Annotated in this window: 2 protein-coding genes and 1 pseudogene; all 3 read left to right on the forward strand. The window is 73.7% G+C overall.

Going from position 1 to position 3,110, the window contains the following annotated elements; all coding sequences use genetic code 11:
• Positions 1 to 610, forward strand: a pseudogene (locus tag ACOJUF_RS11125) (alcohol dehydrogenase); the annotation flags it as partial.
• 12 nt (positions 611 to 622) lie between these two features.
• Positions 623 to 2,032 (forward strand): MadS family sensor histidine kinase, encoded by a 1,410-nt coding sequence (locus ACOJUF_RS11130; RefSeq protein ID WP_420121916.1) that lies wholly within the window; start codon positions 623 to 625, stop codon positions 2,030 to 2,032.
• A gap of 271 nt (positions 2,033 to 2,303) precedes the next feature.
• Positions 2,304 to 2,969: a MadR family response regulator transcription factor gene (locus ACOJUF_RS11135; RefSeq protein ID WP_420121917.1), complete on the forward strand. Its 666-nt coding sequence runs from the start codon at positions 2,304 to 2,306 to the stop codon at positions 2,967 to 2,969.
• Positions 2,970 to 3,110 lie beyond the last annotated feature (141 nt).

Here is a 3,110-nt window from a genome sequence, read left to right on the forward strand (position 1 = left end):
GACCATGCCGGAGTGGCTCGCCGCGGCCACCGGGCTCGACGCCCTCACCCACGGCATCGAGTCCTTCGTGTCGCTGGCCCACAACCCGCTCGCCGACGGTCATGCGCTGTCCGCGGTGCGGTTGGTCAGCCACTACCTGCCGGCCACCATCCAGCGGCCGGAGGACCTGGACGCCCGCACCCAGATGGCCCAGGCCAGCCTGGAAGCGGGCCTGGCGTTCACCAATGCGATCCTCGGTGCGACCCACGCGATGAGCCATCAGGTCGGCGGCCTGCTCGACCTGCCGCACGGCGTCATCAACGGGATCCTGCTGCCGCACGTCATCCGGTACAACGCGCAGGCCATCCCGGCCCGCTTCCGCGACCTGGCCGTCGCCGTCGGCCTGCCGGTCGCCGGCGCCCCGGCCGACGAGGTCGCCGAGCACCTGTCGGAATACGTGCGCCGGTTGGGCAATGAGGTCGGGGTGCCGCGCGGGCTGCGCGACATCGGGGTCAGCGACGACGACATCCCGCGGCTGGCCCGGTCGACCATGCAGGACGCCTGCCTGTCCACCAACCCTCGCAGCGCGGAAGCGGTCGACATCGAGGGGCTGCTCCGTGCGGCCATGTGAGGGCGGCCGGCAATGACGTCCGGGCAGCCGTCCGGGCAGCCCGGCGCCGAACCGCCCGACCTGGCCTTGTTGACCGGTGTCCGCTCCGGAAAGCGTTCGTACTACCGGGAGTTCATCCGGACGGACGAGCGCATGCAGCGGACCGTGCGGGCCCTGGACTCGATCTCCCGGGCGCTGGTCCGCACCGGCGAAGGCCCGCGCTCGCTGCTCGAGGAGGTCGCCCGCGCGGCCGGCGACCACCTGTCCGCGCCGTGGGTGATGCTGGCCCTGTGCGACGGCAGCCTGCTCCGGGCGCGGCCGCGGTTCGTCGCGGTGGACGGCGCCGGACGGGCCCTGGACCGGCCGGACGGCATGCCGGTGCTCGCCGACGAGCTCGCCCGGATCCGCTCCGGGGAGGTGCCGCCGGCCGGCCCGGGCGATCCGCTGGTCCGGGTGCCGATGACGTTGGAGGGCCAGCTGGTGGGCGGCCTGGTCGCCGTCCACGACCTGCCGGCCGCGCCCGAACCGGGCGACATCTCCGTGCTCCGGGTGCTGGCCAACCAGGCGGCTGTCGCCCTGCACACCTCCGAGCAGTACCAGGCCGGCCTGGAACTGCACCAGCGCGCCCAGCGGCTCTACGACGAGGCCACCGAGCAGAACCGCAATCTCACCGAACGCACGCGCGAGCTGCGGGCGACCGAGCAGCGCCTGCTCGCGGCCCGGCAGCGGGAACTGCTGGACGCCGAACGCCACCGGATCGCCCGCGAGCTGCACGACAGCGTCAGCCAGTACGTGCTCAGCGCCGGCATGGCGGTGGAGATGGCGCGCGGGGACGCGGCCGCCATCGGGCCGGCCGCGCGGGCGCTGGCGGCCCAGCTCGACCGGGCCAAGGACCTGACGCAGCAGGCGATCCAGCAGCTGCGGGAGGCGATCTACGCGCTGCACCACGCGGCCAGCGGGGAGGACCCGGCGTCGTTGCCCGAGCTGCTGTCCGAGCTGGCCGGCCAGTACCGGCCGCGGCTGCCGGTGCAGGTGCGGGTGGAGGGCGGCCCGCAGACGCCGCTGGGCCCGCGCCCGGACCACGAGCTGGTCCGGATCGCCGGGGAGGCGCTGTTCAACGTGGCCAACCACGCCGGGGCCACCCGGGCGGTGATCCGGCTGCGCTACCGGCCCGATCAGCTGATGCTGGCCGTGGCCGACGACGGCACGGGCGATCCGGTGACCCTGAGCCGGCTGCTGCGCATCGAACGCAACGCGGTGACCGACGGCCGGCACCGGGGGCTGGCCAACATGGCCGTCCGGGCCGAGAAGGTCGGCGGCACCCTCGCGTTCCGCCGGGCCCGGCTGGGCGGCGTCCGGATCGAGGTGCGGATCCCGCTGCCCGTCCGGATGGAGCCGGCGTACCCCCACCTGGCCATCAAGCCGATCGTGGAGACGTCATGAGCGAGGCCGGCCGCGCGCATCATCGACACCGCGGCGGCGTCCGCCGCCGGGGCGGGAGCCCGCGACCGCCCCGGGAAGGACGGCGCCATGAGCGAGGCCGGCCGAGCGAATCATCCACACCGCGGCGGCGTCCGCCGCCGGGGCGGGGAGCCCGCGACCGCCCCGGGAAGGACGGCGCCATGAGCAAGGCCGGCCGAGCGAATCATCCACACCGCGGCGGCGTCCTCCGCCGGGGCGGGGAGCCCGCGACCGCCCCGGGAAGGACGGCGCCATGACTGACACTGTCGAGGCCGGCCCGGCCTCGATCGACATCGTGCTGATCGACGACCACGCGATCGTCCGGCACGGCCTGCGGTCGATCCTGGAGCGGGAACCGGACTTCCGGGTGGTCGGCGAGGCCGCGACCTTCGAGTCGGGCCGGGCCGTGGTCGACCAGGTCCGGCCGGCGATCGTGGTGTTGGATCTGAAGCTGTCCACCGGTTCGGACACCGAGGGCCTGGACCTGTGTGCGGCCCTGGTGGCCGCCCATCCCGAACTCGGAGTGCTGGTGCTGACCACGTTCATCGACGATCACCTGGTGCTCGCGGCGATCCACAACGGCGCCCGCGGGTACGTGGTCAAGGACGTCGACACCTCGGCCCTGATCCGGGCCATCCGCGACATCAGCCGGGGCGGCAGCGCTTTCGACGCCCGGAGCGCGGCCGCGATGGTCCGCGGGATCCACGCGACACCGGCCGAGTCCGACAACAAGCTGACCAGCCGGGAGCAGGAGGTGCTGGAACTGCTGTCCCGCGGCATGTCGAACGTGGAGATCGGCAAGAAGCTGTTCATCTCCGACACCACGGTGAAGTTCCACGTCGGGAACATCCTGCGCAAGCTCGGCGTCTCCCGCCGGGCCGAGGCCGTCCACCTCGCCGGCAAGATGGGCCTGATCTGACCCGGCGGCGCCGGGCGCCGTGGCTGCGCTGATCGAAGGACCGCCGAAGCGGACGATTCGGACGCAAATTCGGGTCTTTGATCAGCGCAGCGAGGGGACCACCGCCACCGCCACCGCCACCGCCACCGCCACCGCCACCGC

The sequence above is a fragment of the Nakamurella sp. genome (genome assembly GCF_048594475.1).
In the GTDB taxonomy this organism is placed as follows: Bacteria; Actinomycetota; Actinomycetes; order Mycobacteriales; family Nakamurellaceae; genus Nakamurella.